This window comes from Paraburkholderia sp. JPY465 (genome assembly GCF_050436725.1).
GTDB classification, from domain to species: Bacteria; Pseudomonadota; Gammaproteobacteria; order Burkholderiales; family Burkholderiaceae; genus Paraburkholderia; species Paraburkholderia youngii.
The window spans coordinates 883,080-899,773 of sequence record NZ_JBNDMT010000002.1 but is presented as its reverse complement, the minus strand read 5'-3'; the positions used below and the strand labels follow the sequence as shown (position 1 = coordinate 899,773).

Annotated in this window: 14 protein-coding genes and 1 pseudogene; 2 read left to right on the top strand and 13 right to left on the bottom strand. The window is 60.2% G+C overall.

Annotation, left to right across the window (positions count from 1 at the left end; all coding sequences use genetic code 11):
• Window positions 1-82: 82 nt before the first annotated feature.
• Window positions 83-2,368, bottom strand: a complete 2,286-nt coding sequence (locus QFZ94_RS06165) for a hypothetical protein (protein WP_429455910.1) — start codon at window positions 2,366-2,368, stop codon at window positions 83-85.
• Between the two features lie 972 nt (window positions 2,369-3,340).
• Window positions 3,341-3,487, bottom strand: a complete 147-nt coding sequence (locus tag QFZ94_RS06160; RefSeq protein WP_429455909.1) for a hypothetical protein — start codon at window positions 3,485-3,487, stop codon at window positions 3,341-3,343.
• A gap of 350 nt (window positions 3,488-3,837) precedes the next feature.
• On the opposite strand from QFZ94_RS06160, the pseudogene QFZ94_RS06155 reads away from it, so the two are divergent.
• Window positions 3,838-4,486: pseudogene (locus QFZ94_RS06155) on the top strand (IS110 family transposase); the annotation flags it as partial.
• A gap of 594 nt (window positions 4,487-5,080) precedes the next feature.
• Window positions 5,081-6,118 carry a glycosyltransferase family 2 protein gene (locus QFZ94_RS06150; RefSeq protein WP_368585162.1) on the top strand — a complete coding sequence of 346 codons (1,038 nt, stop codon included), beginning with the start codon at window positions 5,081-5,083 and terminating at the stop codon, window positions 6,116-6,118.
• A 146-nt stretch (window positions 6,119-6,264) separates the two neighbouring features.
• Here QFZ94_RS06150 and QFZ94_RS06145 read toward each other — a convergent pair whose 3' ends face one another.
• The 11 genes from QFZ94_RS06145 to QFZ94_RS06095 all read right to left on the bottom strand — a co-directional run bounded on the left by QFZ94_RS06145 (window position 6,265) and on the right by QFZ94_RS06095 (window position 16,657).
• Window positions 6,265-6,930 (bottom strand): class I SAM-dependent methyltransferase, encoded by a 666-nt coding sequence (locus QFZ94_RS06145; RefSeq protein WP_410851791.1) that lies wholly within the window; start codon window positions 6,928-6,930, stop codon window positions 6,265-6,267.
• A 73-nt stretch (window positions 6,931-7,003) separates the two neighbouring features.
• Window positions 7,004-8,311: a N,N-dimethylformamidase beta subunit family domain-containing protein gene (locus tag QFZ94_RS06140; RefSeq protein WP_429455908.1), complete on the bottom strand. Its 1,308-nt coding sequence runs from the start codon at window positions 8,309-8,311 to the stop codon at window positions 7,004-7,006.
• A gap of 757 nt (window positions 8,312-9,068) precedes the next feature.
• Window positions 9,069-9,383 (bottom strand): DUF971 domain-containing protein, encoded by a 315-nt coding sequence (locus QFZ94_RS06135; protein WP_368585165.1) that lies wholly within the window; start codon window positions 9,381-9,383, stop codon window positions 9,069-9,071.
• Window positions 9,380-10,375: a HEAT repeat domain-containing protein gene (locus tag QFZ94_RS06130; RefSeq protein WP_429455907.1), complete on the bottom strand. Its 996-nt coding sequence runs from the start codon at window positions 10,373-10,375 to the stop codon at window positions 9,380-9,382. The genes QFZ94_RS06135 and QFZ94_RS06130 overlap by 4 nt, the downstream gene beginning before the upstream one ends.
• Window positions 10,376-10,404: 29 nt before the next feature.
• Window positions 10,405-11,196, bottom strand: coding sequence for an ABC transporter ATP-binding protein (locus QFZ94_RS06125; protein WP_429455906.1), 792 nt, complete (start codon window positions 11,194-11,196; stop codon window positions 10,405-10,407).
• Window positions 11,193-12,038, bottom strand: a complete 846-nt coding sequence (locus QFZ94_RS06120) for an ABC transporter permease (protein ID WP_429455905.1) — start codon at window positions 12,036-12,038, stop codon at window positions 11,193-11,195. Before QFZ94_RS06120 ends, QFZ94_RS06125 begins: the two co-directional genes overlap by 4 nt.
• A 35-nt stretch (window positions 12,039-12,073) precedes the next feature.
• Entirely contained in the window at window positions 12,074-13,501 is a 1,428-nt protein-coding gene (locus QFZ94_RS06115) for an ABC transporter substrate-binding protein (protein ID WP_429455904.1), read from the bottom strand.
• A gap of 55 nt (window positions 13,502-13,556) precedes the next feature.
• On the bottom strand, window positions 13,557-13,802 hold the full coding sequence (locus QFZ94_RS06110; protein ID WP_018433236.1) for a 4Fe-4S dicluster domain-containing protein: 246 nt from the start codon (window positions 13,800-13,802) through the stop codon (window positions 13,557-13,559).
• Window positions 13,803-13,816: 14 nt separating this feature from the next.
• Window positions 13,817-15,583 (bottom strand): fumarate reductase/succinate dehydrogenase flavoprotein subunit, encoded by a 1,767-nt coding sequence (locus tag QFZ94_RS06105; RefSeq protein ID WP_429455903.1) that lies wholly within the window; start codon window positions 15,581-15,583, stop codon window positions 13,817-13,819.
• The gene (locus QFZ94_RS06100) at window positions 15,583-16,371 is read right to left on the bottom strand and encodes a GntR family transcriptional regulator (RefSeq protein ID WP_368585171.1); all 789 of its coding nucleotides are present in this window, start codon (window positions 16,369-16,371) and stop codon (window positions 15,583-15,585) included. Before QFZ94_RS06100 ends, QFZ94_RS06105 begins: the two co-directional genes overlap by 1 nt.
• A gap of 106 nt (window positions 16,372-16,477) precedes the next feature.
• Entirely contained in the window at window positions 16,478-16,657 is a 180-nt protein-coding gene (locus QFZ94_RS06095; protein WP_429455902.1) for a hypothetical protein, read from the bottom strand.
• Between the last annotated feature and the right edge of the window lie 37 nt (window positions 16,658-16,694).

Here is a 16,694-nt window from a genome sequence, read left to right as displayed (position 1 = left end):
CTAGCGTTTACGCACATTCGGCATATCGAGACATGCTAGTGCCGTGACGATCGCGAATACCGACTCTGGCGTCCGCATCGGCTCAGGTGTCAGGATTCGCTGCGACGAAGCTCTGGAACGCACCGTAAGTCGGCTGGATCGGTACCAGACTGTTCGAGACGATGCCGAACGTCTGGTCACCACTCGTCAAGTCGTAGTACATCACCGACTGAACCGCAGACGTCTTGCGCGCCGCATAGAATTCGCCGAGTTGCTGACTGACGTAGGTCGCGCGGAACGCTTCGGTATCTTCGGGGGCGGCGTTCCATTCGGAGATGATGAACGGCACTCCATAGCGCGCCTTGCAGTAGATCGGCAGGTTGAAGCCTGGACCGGCACCGTCCGAGCCTACGTCGAAGATATCGCCATAAGGCTGGTAGTTGTGCCACGTCGTGATGTCCCAGCGAACCTTAGGGTAACCGCTCGTTCCATTCGGCTGCAAGCCATCCCATAGCATGTCGGAGGCGGCGATATCCGCCACGCAGAAGTTGATGCCGCACTTGGCGTTCGGCTGCACGGATTTGATGCCATCGATCATGCCGCGCATCGCGCCGCGCAACATCGGCCAGTTCGCGTTGTTGAAGTCGCCCCTGCCTGTTCCGGCCGTTGCCGAATTCAGGATGATCGCCCCGTCGCGGGTCAGTTCATTGCCACATTCGTACATCGTGACGCCATACGGCGCCAGCGCCGTGGCAATCGCCGCAGCCCCTGAGAATGAAGCCTGATAGGCCGCCGATTCACTCGTGTACAGGTTGTTGTTTGTGTCACGGAGCCCGTATTCGACGAGCGGGAAAAGCGTCAGTCCGGCGGACTTGAAAGCGCTTGCCAGGGCTACCAACGCGTTTATCTGGGTCGGCGTGTTGAAAACGCCGACGCGATACGTCGTGCATCCTAGCGCACGCAGCGCGCCGACGACCTGCGCGGGCGTAAACGGATAATCGTAGTGCCCGTTGATGCCGTAGAACGCGCCCGGCGTCGCCGCCGCGGCGATACGCGGGTCCGTACACGGTAACCAGTTGCCGTTCCATGTCAGGACAGAGAACTGCCCGCCCGTCCCCGACTGGTAGATCATGCCGCCATACCACAACAGCAGGCTCACGTTGGAGGAGGACGGATCCTTGACCTTGTTCTTGTAGATGTAGCCGTTCGAAAGCGTCCAGATGTTGCTGGACTTGTCGATGATGTAGGCGGCGGACGGAATCGTCGTGCCGTCTGCCGAAGTGCCGCCAAGGCGCGGATCGATACACGACGTCCATCCCGACCCAAGCCACTGATAGAAATTGCCGCTCGTGTTTTCCTGGTACACGCTGCCGTTGTACCACAGCAGCATTGTGACGTTGTACGAGTAGGGGTCTTTGGTCCCGTTCCTGTAGATATACCCGTTGGAGGTCGTCCACACGATGCCGGAGGCGTCGATAATGGACGTCGCCGGCGGGGTTGTCGTGCCGTTGGCCGAAATATTACCCCCGACGCGCGGATCGACAGAGGGTGTCCAGCCCGTCCCAAGCCATTTGTAGAAATCCCCGCCCGTGTTCTGCTGGTAGACGCTGCCGTTGTACCACAGCAGCAACGCGACGTTGTACGAGTAGGGGTCTTTGATCCCGTTCCTGTAGATATACCCGTTGGAGGTCATCCACACGATGCCGCTGGCGTCGACAATGGATGCCGCAGGCGGGGTTGTCGTGCCGTTGGACGAAGTGCCCCCGAGGCAGGGATTGGAAGCCGGTGTCCATCCCGACCCAATCCACTGATAGAAATCTCCGCTCGTGTTTTGCTGGTAGACGCTGCCGTTGTACCACAGCAGCATCACGACATTGTACGAGTAGGGGTCTTTGGTCCCGTTCCTGTAGATATACCCGTTGGCGGTCATCCACACACTGCCGCTGGCGTCGACAATGGCGGACGCCGGCGGGGATGTCGTGCCGTTGGCAGAAGTCGTACCGTTGGCCGCAATGAGGCGCGGATCGACAGAGTTTGTCCACCCCGTCCCAAGCCACACATAGTAATCCCCGTTCGTGTTCTGCTGGAAGACGCTGCCGTTGTACCACAGCAGCATTGTGACGTTGTACGAGTAGGGGTCTTTGGTCCCGTTCCTGTAGATATACCCGTTGGAGGTCGTCCACATGATGCCGGAGGCGTCGACAATGGACGCTGCCGGCGGGGTTGTCGTGCCGTTAGGTGAGGTGGATACGCTGGCGTTTGCCTTGGCCGCACTGCTGTTGCTGCGAGGCGCAGTGGCGTCGCTGTTGCTCCCGCCACCGCACGCAACCAGTACATAGCTGCTTGCAGCTGCCGTCAGGCAGCCGAGAAATCGTCGTCGATTGATCACAGAAATAATCCGCAGCCGGAAGACCCGGCCAAATTCAGTTGGTAAGCGCTCGAGTCACACGGGTCTGACGTGCGCCAGAAAGTGGTTGCACCTTTTAATTCGGTATGCTTATCAAACCGCTGCAATACGATCGGACGACGGCTCCCAGGCGTTCATCAAGGCGCCGCGTTTTCTATCGAACTGCTTGTCGGAGGGATTTCGATTACCGGAGCGATCCTCACTTGATCTGCCTTTGCGCAGCCAGCGAGCGAATTCGCAAAAAGGGAATAAGCGATAGTGATTCGGTAGTAATTACCTTTTCGAGCCTCGCGTCAGGTAAGAGATACTACTGGATGTCGGCAGGAAGTGGGCCGGAGGTTAGAGCACGGCGGAAAATAGGCTTATTCTTGCGATTAAAAGGCGCCCGCAGGTTACTTTTTTCGCGGTCTGCGAATCGGAAGCGACGAACGTCCAGACGGTGGTGGACGATGAGCACTTTTCCACGGGGTATCTTTCCAATGATCTCGGGGAGCGTTCAGGGCCGGAAAGTGACCTTGCCCCTGTTTCACGAATCCCATAGCTGAAGTGTGTTGGCTGGAACTCGATCTGGCAGGTAGTCTGGGCCGATAGAGAAGACGCGATCAATGGGAATGAGTTTCTCCCTGGCGAGTTGTAGTGAATCGAGAAAGGTGCGCATCGGGGCCTTGCCGTAACACCATCGTCCCTGATGTTCCCGTTCATTGTTGTACTGGTCGACCGCCGCCCCATCGACGGATGTTCGCTAGGCTGATCGCGCACCCGGGGCGCGTCTTGCTCCGGGACTTCTAGGGAAAACTTCGGTACTTTCCTGTTCACGGCTCCATTCTCTCGAGAGCTGGAGTCTGCACGGAATCCGCGGCGGTTGCACTTGTTCTCGGACGCCGCGGAGTGGCCCCGATCGACAGCGACGGGCTCCGCAGCAGCTGGTCGAACTCGATTCGCCCTCGTCAAATATCACGACGATAGGTTTGTCTCGGCAAACCCTCGGCGAATCATATTGGCAATTAGTTCAGCGCAACTTTCTGCCGCGACCACGAGAACGGCATCGAGCCCGTTCGGTGCGTTCTTCGTCGGATCAAACGTGAACTTCGTCCATTCCATCGGCGTGGTCTGTCTGTGAACGATAATGCGGTGGAAGTTCGGCACGTTGTAATTCGTTCCCGCGGGGTTCAACACGTAGGGATCAAACGAGCACGGGGTAGCCTCAGTGAACGGAGTCGATGCGTCATAGACTTGCGTAGCGGGCTTGGCGTTTTCGTGAAGGTGGTCATGCGGGACATGACTGTCCAGGTTAAATGAATAGAAGAGCCTACCCTGACCGCTAGCCTGTTGAATGAAATGAACGCGTCCCGCCCACGCGTCGGTTCAGAAGACGTCGTTACTGCGAGACCAATAGCAACAACGTTCGGGGCACAAAATCTACGGGTGTACCGGCGCCTGGAGGAACCAAAATGACCTGTACGACGGTGGGTTTGTATATCGCGAAGAATGTGTTTCAGGTGCATTACATCGACGAAGAGACAGGCGAGATCGCGAATAAGCCGATCAGACGCGCGAGATTTTTGGAGCACTTTGCGAACCGTGCCCAATGCATGATCGGGATGGAGGCGTGTAGCGGAGCGCATCACTGGGCGAGACAGTTTACGAAGATGGGCCATCAGGGAAAGCTGATACCGGCGGTCTTCGTGAACGCGTTCAATATACGTAACAAGAATGACGCAGCTGACGCACGAGCGATCTGGCTGGCTGCACAGCAGCCCAGCAAGTCGATCGCAGTGAAGACCGAAATGCAGCAGGCAATGCTGGCTCTGCACCGGATGCGGGACCAGCTAGTGAAATTCCGCACGATGCAAATCAACAGTCTGCGGGGACTGCTCACCGAATATGGTGAAGTGATGGGCAAAGGCCGGGTGGCATTGGATAAGGCGATACCGGACGTGCTGGCAAGTGTTGCCGAGCGTCTCCCAGCAGCGCTAATCGATACGCTACGTGAGCAGTGGAATGGGCTCAGAAAAACTGGATGAGCAGGTCGCGGCAATCGAGCGACGGATGCGCGCATGGGTCAAGGAAGACCGAGCTGTAAAAGCGATCAGTGATATAGACCTATCATGACGATGCACTCCCGTCGATCGATGTCTTCCAGGATAGCCAAAATCTCGCTTCTTGGGCGGGTTTTTCAACAGAATCAACCTGAATGCGACGTTCGCTGTTGCGTTTCAACTGCCACTTACACTACTTACATATGGAAAGTGGCGCTTCACTCGGCTTCTGCGTTAAATTGGCTTCGACCTGTTTTGCATATGTTCGGGCCGCGCCAGGACGGTCAGATTTCATCTGACCTGCGTGTAAAACCGCCGTGGTGTTGGCAGGATCTCACAGGATTCCTCGGCCTGTTTTGCCATCGGCAGTGCTGCATACGTCGCACACCTATCCAGGACAAACCCGCACCATTCGATCGTTATATGTGGGGGCGCGCACCGAGACCACCAAATATCTGTCGACTCAGCGGGGCTTTGCCTCTATTACTTGGGTAGTCCGACTGCGAGGGCATCGTCGCAGGCAACCCGTCGATCTGGAAAATCTCCACCCTCGCTTTGGGGTGCGATACGGCATCGCCCGCGCTATTTCCGCTTATCCCGACTTCAGCAGAACGCTGTCCGACAATCTTTGCAAACTTGCGTCAGAACTATGACTATGAGCTTAAGGGTCAAAAATCTCGCATCGGCGGCACTTCAAAGCGGTTTCGACGACAAGGAGCCAGCCACCGCGAATCGTACGAGCATTTCCGCGTTGGCACCTTCTGTCACTGTCGTGATGGCCAACTTCAATGGAGAGAACTGGATCGGAGAGGCGATCAGGTCGGTCCAAAGACAGAGCCTCGCGGATTGGGAACTGATCGTTGTTGATGATGCGTCAACCGACGCCAGCACTGAGATTGTCCGCGCCGCTGCTGCTAACGACCCACGTATCGTTCTCCTCACATCTTCTTCCAACGCGGGACCCTCGGTCGCGCGCAACCGTGCGCTGGCATGTGCGCGAGGACGCTGGATCACGATCCTCGACAGTGATGATGTGTTTGCGGACGGACGCCTTCAGTCGATGCTCGCAAGGGCCGAATCGGACGGCGCGGGCATTGTAGCGGACGACTTGCTCATCATGAGCGAAAGCGGCTCGCTGACCGGGTATTCGCTGCTTGGCCTGCGGACCGCGAGGACCGTCGATGCCGTTGCGCTTGTCAAAGCGCCGCAACTCGGCTATCTGCAGCCCATGATCAGAACCGAACTGCTGTCAGAGCTTCGGTATGACGAGCGGGTTCGCTCCGCCGAAGACTTCGATCTTTTGTTGCGCGTGTTGGTCAGGCACGAAGCGGAAATGGTCGTCTATCCGGCTATGGGTTACCACTATCGCAGACGTGATGATTCGCTTTCCACAGACAAGTCAGCGGATCGACGGGCGCTTCGAGGCATGCTCGAAGCAAACGCGCGTTTCCGCGCATCGCACGCGCTGTCAGGAAGGTTAGCCCACGCGTGTGCGCATCGACAGCGAACCCTCGAAACCCAGCTTCGCTGGGTCGATGTCACCGAGGCAGTTCGTGAAAGGCGTTTCGCACAAGCCTTTCGGCACACAATGCATCACCCTTGGGTCCTCAGTTGCGCCGCGCGATTCCTTGCGAAGCATTTTCACTTTCTCGTACTCAGAAACAAACGCCGCGCCGTGACTTTGGGACTTTGAGCTGAGACGCGACGGATGCCGGCACGTCCGCAACGGATGGTGCGGGCGCCCTTTGGGGCGCGGGCGATGCCTGCGATTTTCCAGAACAGCGTGGCTCGAGGCGGCCGCTCAGGGGCGGCATTTGATCAGATGCACGCGTGCAAAATTTACCGCAACTTCAGCACGGCCACGTCCCATTTGAATCGCGTCGACGCGTGTGTGATACGGACACGATCGAGTTCGTCGAAGGCCGCCTTCAACCTGTTCCACGTCCGTATTCCGTCGTCGTGATACCAGATACTGACGATCAATAGCCCACCGGGCGCGAGACAGCGCGCGAGTCGACGAATCTGTTCCTCCGGTTCTTCCAGGTAATAAAGCATCTCGTTGAAGACGATAACGTCGAATATCTGCGAAGGCTCAAAGGTAGCGGCATCGGCGACGGCGAATTCCGCTCCATCGATATTCGCCTGGCGGGCCTGCTCAATGGCGACTTCGGAAAGATCGATGCCGAAATAGCTAGAAATCGAGGCGCCCGAAAGCCAACTTGCAAGAACGCCAGCGCCGCATCCAACGTCGAGCACTCGCGCGGCGGGTTTCAGGTGCTTGCAATACCCGGCGATCACGCTATAGCGGGCAATCTCCGGCGTCGTCCCCAGATAATCCCAGGTGCCCGAGCCGTACGCCTGATTCCACGTCGCATCCGAGATTGAGACGCTGTGAGCCGGCAGTATCCTGGCCCTGATCGCTGGGGGGACAAACCTTTTAACAGGCCACTTTATGGCTTTACCCAGGAATCCGTACACTCCTCTTCTATCTGTCGGATTAAGCATGGTCGGCTCTCATGTCAAACCAACTGACGCTACGTGGCTTCTTCAGGCCAGCACCCGATATCCCCGCGCGACTTTAGGTGCGCGGCAGAATCGTCATTAAGCCTGCTGTAACGGACTGTCTGTCGCGATTACTCGGATTGGCCAGCAAGCGTTCGAATACGTTGCTGGTGATACGGTCGACGACAGCATGACTTTCGGCCTGCGGATCCATGAGGACGCGAGCCCAATCTGTCGTGCCTGCGTTGAAGACGATGCCCGGCTGAACTCCTCTTCCAGCCGCCCGCTGCAGTACGCCAAATACGCCGCGTCCGCCGACGTCCCATCCATTCAGCGCGCTTGTCATGCCAAGCACGTGGAAACCATTGGGGTCCGGCGGCAAGCCGTCTACTTCGTAGCCCACCAGACGATCTTCGGCACCAAAAATGTCTCCGTTGTTCAACTCCGTACCGGCGAGCGCCCAGTGGCTCGCGTCCTCGACCCGGAATCCGGTTGCTGAGCGCTCGCGCCGGATCCAGCCACCACGCAGTAGACGCCATTCTCCCCACCAGCCGCCGCCATAACCATAACTGAGCCCGATCAGGTCGCTTTCGTCGTGACCGGGCCAATTTTCCGCGAGGCGAGTCACGCGCAGATCGGGAGCATCAGGGCTGCCGCGCGAAAATTCGATTGGCCGATAGCAGGTGTTTCCACTAAAGATCGCGTAGTGTCCGCCGTTTGCAATGAAGCTGGCCATCCTGTCACGCATGCGCCTGCTCCAGTATTCATGATGACCCACGCTAAGCACGCAGCGATACTGGGTTAGATCAAGCCGGTCACCATCATCGAGGTCCAGGTCGGAGTAGAAGTCGCAAGCAATGTTCTTCGCCTGCAGCCAGCGCACGAACTTCGCGTCCCAGTGTGGGAACTGTTGGCGCGGGGACCGAGGTTCATAGGGGTCGGCAGGCTCGCCGAACTGCGCCCCGAAGCCGCCACCTGGTCTTAGCAGGGTCACGGTCGTGACAGGTTTCTTACGTCGAACGGGATCATGATAAAAACCGCCGCCGCCGATCGAGTTGTACGCCTGATACGTCGCGACAGGCATGATGTAAGCGACCGACGCCGATGGTCGCGGAGGGCGCGCGACCAACATTGCCATACTTCTGCTGTCCGGCGGCAGCCCGTATAGAGGCTCATGCGCGGCGCAGTTGCGCCCCAGCGGGCGCACGGGCTCGCCGTTGGCGCGCACCTCGTAAGCCACCGCGACATACACCCCCGACGTCGCATCGGCTCGATCGAAGCGAAACCGGAAGCTCGGCCACCGCCACGCAGCGTCGCAACGCGTTGCGGTTCGTCCGCGCGGCGAAGTCAGCACCCATTGGCCACTCACGCTGTCGCAATCCATCGCGCCGCGGTCCTCTACAAGGATGCCGCAGTGGAACTCGAGCGCTTCTCCGATACCTTGCCGGTAGATTGCAACAGAAAAGCGGCGCCCTGGCTCGACGGCGAGTTCGAAAATGCCGCCGGCATCGTAGGCGGGCGCGAGCGGATATAACCTCATCGATCACTTTCTCCGATCCTTGACGAAGCTGCACGTGGACGAGATGGGGGGTCATAGTGGCAACCATGTCCCGCACCGGGGCAATTTGACGCGGAGTTACTCACTGCGACGTGAATGCTTTGGGCGCCCTTTGGGTCTGTTCGGAATTGGCAAAATGATACCTCCCGCGCTCCGCTTTCAATTCCACGGTATGCGACATAAGATACGCGGTATGCGCCGAGTGACATCGAAATGCTTGATCACCGGGCTGTTCAGCGAGTCGGACTATCCGACGCTTGCCAGCATGTCGGAGAAATTCGCCGTCAGGCTCGCGGCGTTGCTATATTCTGACGCGTCGGGCTGCTCTCGGCCCGATGTGATGCGTTCGCCGTTCGCCCGGCGCCCACCTCCGCACACCTAATTGCTGGGCAGCGAATGTCCGAACGGACACAAATTCCTTTTCAATGAGCCACGGCATCCGGGCTAAGTGCAATCTGTCTGAGCAGATTCAACAGCAGATCAGGAGCGGCACCTTTCTGGCCGTGCGCTGCCGTTCGACGACCCACAAAGCTGTCGTCCGCCCGGACCGGACATCACTGCAAGGTTAAGCTCGCCGTGAGCGTTACGAGGATATGGGGAAGGCTGCTTGCAATTGCGCTGCCGGTTCGGGCAGCCCGGCCACATAAACCCACGGAAAGATGCCACGCTCATGTTTGTCGCTGAACACCAGTTGCATGCCGTAAGCGGCCGGGCGAATCTCCAGAATGACGATATCGGGCGACACGTCGAGCGCCGTTCCATCGAGCCGTCGCCGCCGACATTCGGCGCAAGGGCACCCCATGCGCAGCGCGCGGGACGTAAGCCGTTGTGCCGGTCCCTCATCCCAATGCAGGGTTAGCGTCTCAGCGTCGAATTCGATCTGCCGCGGACTCTTCATGGTGTCACTGGCTCGAGCTGTTGCAGCGCAATTCTGGCCGCCTTGCGCACTTCGGGATCGCTGTCGCCCGACGCTTCGCGCAGTGCCGCCGCTGTCGATGGGTCGCGCAGTTCCCCGAGCGCGAGCGCCGCTTCCTTGCGCAGATTGCTGATCGCGTGCGCCAGCAGTGCTACGAGCGGCGGTGCCGCGGCACGGTCGCCCAACTGTCCCAACGCGCGCGCGGCACGCAGGCGCACCTGCCAGTAGTCGTCGTCGAGCGCGACGATCAACGCGTCGCGCGCCGATGCGACGCGCAGCTTGCCGAGTGTTGTCGCAGCCTCCTCACGGACTTGCCACACGGGATCACGCAGCGCTTGCAGCAACGCAAGCGGGGTGGCGCAATCGTCTCCCTGGTCAAAACCCAGCGCACCGATCGCCGCGCGGCGAATGTCGGCGCTGCTGTCGGATGCGGCAATACGGCCAAGCGGCGCGAGCGCGCGCGCATCCTTCAGCCATCCGAGCACGCCGACGGCTTCGATGCGCACACTGGGATCGTCGTCAGCAAGGGCTTGCAACGCAGGTGCGAACGCATTGGCGACACGGAGCTCGCGCAACGCGCGCAGTACCGCGGCCTTCACGAACGGTTCGGGTCGATCGAGCCATCCGCAGAGCACCGCGCCCGATGACGCATCCTTTAGCTCCGACAGACTTAATGCTGCGGCCTGGCGCACCTCCCCATCGACGTCGGTCAGCGCATGACAAAGCGCTTCCACGATTTGCGGGTCTTCCCACGCGCCGAGCACGCGTGCGGCTTCACTGCGCACCGTGGCAGAATCGTCGTGTTTCAGCGCCGCGACAATGGGCTGCAGCGCGTCGGGGTCTTCCAGGTCGGCAAGTTCGATCAGTGCAATGCGCCGGACCGCCGCATCGGCATCCGACAGGCGCGGCAAGAATGCAACGGCTTCCGGTGCAAGCGTTTCGGGATCGTAGGTCAACAAGTTCGGGGCGGACATGAACGGTCGAATAATGGAATCGCGCGGCGTCACTTGGCGTCGCGCAACAGTGAAAGGCATTGGCGCTTGATGTCGACGAACACTGGATCGAATGTCGTATCGTCCGACCGGGGTCGAGCAAGCGGCACCGGAATATCCGCGACCACGCGGGCGGGCCGCTTCGATAGCATCAGGATGCGATCCGCGAGAAACAGCGCTTCTTCGATATCGTGCGTGACGAAGACAACCGTCGTGCGTACCTTTGTCCAGATATCGAGCAGCAGCGTCTGCATCATGCGGCGCGTTTGCGCGTCGAGCGCGCCGAACGGCTCGTCCATCAGCAGCACGCGTGGCCGGTTGATCAGCACGCGCGCGATTTCGACGCGCTGCTGCATGCCGCCGGACAGTTGCGCGGGGTAGTGCGAGTCGAACCCGCCAAGTCCAACGAGTTCGAGCAGTTCTGCGGCTTGCCTGCGCCGCTCGTTCGCGCCGACGCCCTTCATCTTGAGGCCGAACGCGACGTTGTCGATCACGCGCTTCCATGGAAACAGCGTGTGTTGCTGAAAGACGAGACCGCGCTCGGGATGCGGGCGTTCGACCGTTTCGTCATCGACGGCGATCGTGCCTTGTGTCGCTGCGATATGCCCCGCGATCGCGGCGAGCAAGGTCGACTTGCCGCAACCGGAAGGACCGAGCACGCAGACGAACTGGCCGGGCGCGATGTCGACGTCGAGTCCGTCGAGTGTCGCGATGCGCGCTTGCGGCGGTCCTACTTCGACAGAAAGCGCGCGCACGTTGACGCGGGCGGGCGCGTTCGCGATTTCGATAGCAACGCTGCTCATCGTTGCTTCTCCTGCAATCGGTACCACGGGGTGAGCGCAAAGCCCAGACGCTTGACGAGCGCGCTACTGCCCATGCCGAGCGCTCCGATCAACGCCATGCCGACGACGATGTCGGGGTAGTTCTGCAACGTGTACGACTCCCACGTGAAATATCCGATGCCATACTGGCCCGCGATCATCTCCGCCGTCACCAGACAGAACCACGCGGTGCCCATGCCGATCGCAAAGCCCGTGAATATAGCCGGCGCAGCGCCTGGCAGCACCACTTCCTTATAAAGCGCGAGCGATTTTGTGCCGAGACTGCGGGCAGTCGCAACGAGCCTCGGATCGACGGCTTCCACGCCATGCACCGTGTTGAGCAGAATCGGAAACAACGCACCGATGAACGTGATGAACATCATGCTGAGTTCCGACGACGGAAACATCAGGATCGCAAGCGGTATCCACGCGACGGCTGGGATCGGGCGCAGCATTTCGAGCGCAGGCAGCGCCGTATCTTCGACCGCGCGATAACGGCCAATCGCGAGGCCCAAACCGACACCCACGACCGCCGCCGCGCAAAAACCCGCGAGCACGCGCCAGATGCTCGCGGCCAGATGCATCGGCAGCTTCGGCGAATGCAGCAGCGACCACAGCGCGGGCAGCGCATCGGTCGGCGCGGGCACGTTGGCAAACGTGATGAAGCCCGTCGATAGCCGGAAGTGCACGGCAAGCTGCCAGAGCGCGACGCATACCGCCAGCGATGTCACGCGCCGCGTGCGGCGCAGGGTCGTAAGCGCGAGGAAAGGAGGGCGCCGGCGCGTCGATGTGCGGTTGCCCTGAAGTTCGAAGGTGGCGGCCATAGTTTGTCCCGATGTTGCGCGACGATGGAATGCGCCTAGCGCGACGCGAGGGCTTGTGCAGCGCCCGATTGCGCCGCGGCGTAATCGACCACCGATCCTGACACCTGTTGCGCGTAACGGTCGGCGCCCGCTCTTAGCAGGAATGCGGTGATCGCGCCGTGCGAATCCATCACGTACCACGCCTGGTTTGCAAACAGCTTCAGGCCGCTTGCGTGGTCATGAACGAACACGGCGCGTGGCTTTGCGCCCGACTGTGCGATCTTGCCGAGCGCCGCGAATGCTTCTTCCGGCGACGCGTAATTGCGGACCTTCTCTTCGTTGTCCAGCCACACCTGGGCCACGTCGTTGAAATCGCGGATCGGTTTTCCTGTGACGGCGTCGTTGGCGATGAGCGGCTGCCTCGCATAGTTCTTCAGCGCAGCGTCGTAGTCGAGGCCGGATTCCTTGAACGCTTCGCGAATGTAGCGGTCATCGATGAACGTGTTCGCGTTCAGATCGACATCCGTTTTCTTCAAAAGCTTGAGCGTTTCTATTGCGGTTGCCGTCGCCTGGCGATATTCGGGCTTCCATGTGAGGTCGCGTGTCTGGATACCGAGCGGACCATGATAGAGATAGTCGACGGGCGCTTCGATACCCGTCGTCTTCTGGATCAGCAGGCTGTACTTTTCCGGGTCCTGCGCGATGAGCCGGTTGGCATCGATGGCGGCGCGCAGATACGCGACGACCACTTCGGGATACTTCTGCGCATAGGCCGCATCGACCAGTGCGCCGTGATAGGTCGGTGCGTGGCTTTGCGCGCCGTCGTAGATCTTGCGCGCAAAGCCGCGATAGGGGAAAAGATCCGCGAACGGCACGAAGTCGGCGTGCGCGTCGATCTTTTTCGCCTTCAGCGCGCTGCCCGCAACCTCGGGCGCCTGCGTGATGATGTTCACGTCCGTGTCCGGGTTCCAGCCTTGCGCCTTGATCGCGCGCAATAGCATGCCATGCGATGTCGAGGCGAACGGCACGGAAATCGTTTTGCCCTTCAGGTCGGCGATGGAATGCAACGGCGAGCCTTCGGGCACGACGATGCCGTTGCCACTTCCGTCGACGCTGCCCGACAGCACGGCGATGAAGATGCTCTTGCGGCCAGCCTTCTGGAACGCCGCGCCATTGAGCGCGCCGGGGAAGTCGGCCATCGCGCCGAAATCCAGCTTGCCGGCGACCATCTCGTTCGTCATGGGCGCGCCGGATGTGAAGTCTTTCCATTGCACGTCGTATGTCGCGTCCTTGTACTTGCCCGTGTGCGGAAGATACCTGTCGAGCAGATGGAGTTCGCGAATCAATAGGCCGCCAGTCGCGCAGTTGATGGTCGTGTCCTGCGTGCCGATGGCGACGCGGATCGTTTCGGCCTCGACGGTGCCCGCGGCAAGGGCGAGCATGGCAGCGGCAAGGAAGCGGGGCAGGGCATGGCGGATGGTCATGAGGCGGCTCTTCGTTGGTCTCGGAAGGAACAGGCTGGATGCTCGCGGCGGCGCGCTAGCGCAGCAGATACGGAATATCGACTTTTACAGCGCCGGTGGGGCAGTCCTGCTCACACGGCATGCAGTACCAGCATTCGTCGAACTGCATGTAGGCCTTGCCTTTACTGATGTCGATCGCGAGCAGATCGAGCGGGCACACGTCGACGCAGACAGTGCAGCCCTTGTCGGCAATGCATCTGCTTTCGTCGATCGTGACGGGGGCCGAGCTTCGATGAAGAATGTCGTGCGGGGTATAAGACATCGCGGGTGCTCCTGTCAGGCGGTGACATCGGCGAGCGGCCGGGGTGCCGCGTGCGTGATGTCGTTGGCGTCGTGAATGCGCAGCTTGCTGTAGGAACCGCGTTGCTCGTCGTCGAGCGGCACGATGTACGGCTCCACGGCGCGCTTTTCGCTGACCATGCGGCCCGTTGCGTCCTTGCGCAGATGGGTATGGCAGAACCAATCGGTGTCGTTGCGCTGCGGATAGTCGACCCGATGGTGATACAGACCCCAGCGGCTTTCCGTACGGAACAGCGATGCACGTGCAGCCATCTCGGCGCAATCGCGGATCGCGCGTACTTCGGCGGCGCGCATCAGTTCGTGAGGATGCGACGCCTTGATCGCTGCGATGTCTTCGGCGATCTCGTCGAAGCGTTGCAGGCCGATTTCCATCTTGCGTGTCACCTTGGGCGGCTGCAGATAATCGTTGACCATGCGGCGCAGCTTGTATTCGACCTGTCCGGGCGCAAGGCCATGTTCGCGATCAAGAGGTGCGTAGACGCGCGCGCGCTCTGCGTCGATCTGCGCCTGATCGAGCGGCGCATGCTCGCGTCCCGCGACATACGCGGCCGCATTCTGTCCGGCGAACCAGCCGTACGTGAAGGCGCCCAGCATGTAGTTATGGGGCACGGCGGCCATATCGCCAGCGGCATAGAGCCCGCGCACGGTGGTCTCTGCCCGCTCGTTCACGAACACGCCCGAAGCGCTGTGTCCGCTGCAAAAGCCGATCTCGGAGATATGCATCTCGATCATCTGTTGCCGGTAGTCGGTACCGCGTCCCGCATGAAAGCGCCCACGGCTCGGTCGCTCGTTCGTATGCAGGATCTGCTCGATGGTCTGGATCGTTTCCTCGGCGAGATGATCGAGCTTGAGAAACACCGGGCCATTACCGCTCTGGAGTTCCTGATAGAACTCCCACATCATCTGCCCGCTCCAGTAATCGCATTCGATGAAGCGTTCGCCCTTGCCGTTCGCCGTGAAGCCGCCGAGCGGTCCGGTCACGTACGCGCATGCGGGGCCGTTGTAGTCCTTGATCAGCGGATTGATCTGGAAGCATTCGAGGTTCGCGAGCGCGGCCCCGGCGTGATAGGCCATCGCGTAGCCATCGCCCGCGTTGGTCGGATTCTCGTACGTGCCCATCAGATAGCCGGATGCGGGCAAGCCGAGCCTTCCGGCTGCGCCACACGACAGGATCACGGCCTTGGCTCGTACCACGTAGAAGTCGGCTGTGCGGCAATCGAAGCCCAGTACGCCGTTTACGTTGCCCTGTGCGTCGGTGAGAAGACGCGTCGCAACGATGCGATTGGTGATCGCGATCCGTGCACGTTTCAACTGCCGGTACAGCACTTTCTTGATGTCGTGGCCCTCGGGCATCGGCAATACATATGAACCCATGTGATGCACTTTCTTCACGGCATAGTCGCCCGTGCCGTCCTTTTCGAACTTGACGCCCCAGCGGTCGAGTTCTTCGATGGTCTTGAAGCTGTGCTTCGCATACGCATAGACGGCGGACTGATCGACGATGCCGTCGTTGGCGATCGTGATTTCGCGCGTGTATTGCTCGGGTGTCGCGTGGCCCGGGATGACGGCGTTGTTCAGTCCATCCATGCCCATGGAAATCGCGCCGCTGCGTTTGACGTTGGCCTTTTCGAGCAGCAGCACCTTGAGGTGCGGGTCGCTTTCCTTAGCCTTGACGGCGGCCATCGGACCCGCTGTTCCGCCGCCAACCACGACGATGTCGTATTCGAGTACGTGTGTATTCATCATGCTTTCCTTGTGGCCTGGCTTGTTGCGCCATTGCCCTGCTTTTCACGGTCGATCCGGAAGCGGTACTGGAACGCATCACCGCGGAAGTACAGATGTTCATAATCGATAGGCGTACCGTTCGCGTCGTGCGTCAGGCGGTCGATGCGTAACGCCGGACTGCCTTCTTCCACCCGCAGCGCGTCGACCATCTCATCGTCGGCGAGAATTGCGTCGATCGCGATGTCGGCGTGGCCGAGCGGCACGCCGCAGTCGTTTTCCAGAATCAGGAAGATGTCGCGCGTGACGAGGTCGGCATTGGCGAGCCGTTGGCCGAGCGCTTCGGGAAGCCAGGTCAGCTCGAGCGAGATCGGCTCGCGATTGAGCAGACGCACGCGATGAATTTCGATGACCGGCGCGCCTTCTTCGATGCGAAGCCGGTCGGCCACTTGCCGATTCGCGCTGACGGTGCGGAAACTGCGCAACTGGTTGACGATTTCGTAGCCCATCGAAGACATGGCTTCGGCGAAACCCTGCAACGAGCTGATGTTCTGAAAGGCTTTCGGCTTCGATACGAACGTGCCTTTGCCATGCAACCTGAAGAGCAGGCCCTCTTTCTGCAGGTCGCCCAACGCCTGGCGCACGGTTATTCGGCTCACGCCGAACATCGCGCAGAGTTCGTGCTCGGAGGGCATCTGGCTGTGAGGCGCATAGGTGCCATCGAGGATGCGTGCGCGCAGGGTTTCCTTGATCTGCGCGTAGAGCGGCACCGATGTGACGGGGACTAGATTACCTGCGGCTTTCGACATGACTCAGCTTGTTATGACAAGATGAGTCGCAGTCTAGTGAGTGCCTGTTCGCAGTCCAACCAACAAATTCTGCTTTGCTTTTTCGACTGCGATCGACCGCGCACCCTTACCCGTTTTGCGCGATGAGCTCGCCTGCGCGCACGTCGAGCGACAGCTGTTCCAGCGCCGTGAGTGCGCCGAAGCGCTTGCTGAGCCCATCGAGCGACAGCGGCTGCGAACGCAGCGGCACGGCGGGTGCTTCGGCGCTCGCCGCGGCGCCGAAGAACGGATTGGCGGATTGCAGCATCGAATCACCTTGATTGACGTGGTCACGGCAGACGGCA

Coding starts and splice junctions, on each gene's coding strand:
- QFZ94_RS06160 (WP_429455909.1), bottom strand. CDS start 3,487: ATGGAATGGACGAAGTTCACGTTTGATCCGACGAAGAACGCACCGAAC.
- QFZ94_RS06150 (WP_368585162.1), top strand. CDS start 5,081: ATGAGCTTAAGGGTCAAAAATCTCGCATCGGCGGCACTTCAAAGCGGT.
- QFZ94_RS06145 (WP_410851791.1), bottom strand. CDS start 6,930: ATGCTTAATCCGACAGATAGAAGAGGAGTGTACGGATTCCTGGGTAAA.
- QFZ94_RS06140 (WP_429455908.1), bottom strand. CDS start 8,311: ATGGATTGCGACAGCGTGAGTGGCCAATGGGTGCTGACTTCGCCGCGC.
- QFZ94_RS06135 (WP_368585165.1), bottom strand. CDS start 9,383: ATGAAGAGTCCGCGGCAGATCGAATTCGACGCTGAGACGCTAACCCTG.
- QFZ94_RS06130 (WP_429455907.1), bottom strand. CDS start 10,375: ATGTCCGCCCCGAACTTGTTGACCTACGATCCCGAAACGCTTGCACCG.
- QFZ94_RS06125 (WP_429455906.1), bottom strand. CDS start 11,196: ATGAGCAGCGTTGCTATCGAAATCGCGAACGCGCCCGCCCGCGTCAAC.
- QFZ94_RS06120 (WP_429455905.1), bottom strand. CDS start 12,038: ATGGCCGCCACCTTCGAACTTCAGGGCAACCGCACATCGACGCGCCGG.
- QFZ94_RS06115 (WP_429455904.1), bottom strand. CDS start 13,501: ATGACCATCCGCCATGCCCTGCCCCGCTTCCTTGCCGCTGCCATGCTC.
- QFZ94_RS06110 (WP_018433236.1), bottom strand. CDS start 13,802: ATGTCTTATACCCCGCACGACATTCTTCATCGAAGCTCGGCCCCCGTC.
- QFZ94_RS06105 (WP_429455903.1), bottom strand. CDS start 15,583: ATGAATACACACGTACTCGAATACGACATCGTCGTGGTTGGCGGCGGA.
- QFZ94_RS06100 (WP_368585171.1), bottom strand. CDS start 16,371: ATGTCGAAAGCCGCAGGTAATCTAGTCCCCGTCACATCGGTGCCGCTC.
- QFZ94_RS06095 (WP_429455902.1), bottom strand. CDS start 16,657: ATGCTGCAATCCGCCAATCCGTTCTTCGGCGCCGCGGCGAGCGCCGAA.